This is a genomic window from Bacillus sp. C28GYM-DRY-1 (assembly GCF_030519405.1).
Classification (GTDB): Bacteria; Bacillota; Bacilli; order Bacillales; family Bacillaceae; genus Bacillus; species Bacillus spizizenii_A.
The window spans coordinates 1-215 of sequence record NZ_JAUMKF010000119.1 but is presented as its reverse complement, the minus strand read 5'-3'; the positions used below and the strand labels follow the sequence as shown (position 1 = coordinate 215).

Annotated in this window: 1 protein-coding gene; it reads left to right on the top strand. The window is 43.3% G+C overall.

Features of this window, described 5'->3' with window-relative positions:
* The coding region (locus Q3W56_RS21270; RefSeq protein WP_302896729.1) for a transposase at nt 1-215 on the top strand (215 nt) is incomplete at both ends.

The following is a 215-nucleotide window of genomic DNA, read 5'->3' as shown; positions in this document are numbered from 1 at the left end:
CAAAGGACGCCCCTCACTTGATCCGCTGATTTTATTCAAAATGATGTTTATCGGATACCTCTATGGTATCCGTTCAGAAAGACAGCTCGAAAAAGAAATTTACTACAATATGGCGTACAGATGGTTTTTGGGCCTGAATATCAATGACCCAGTTCCGCACCACTCCACCATCAGCTGGAACAGACGCACACGCTTTAAAGATACAACGATTTTCC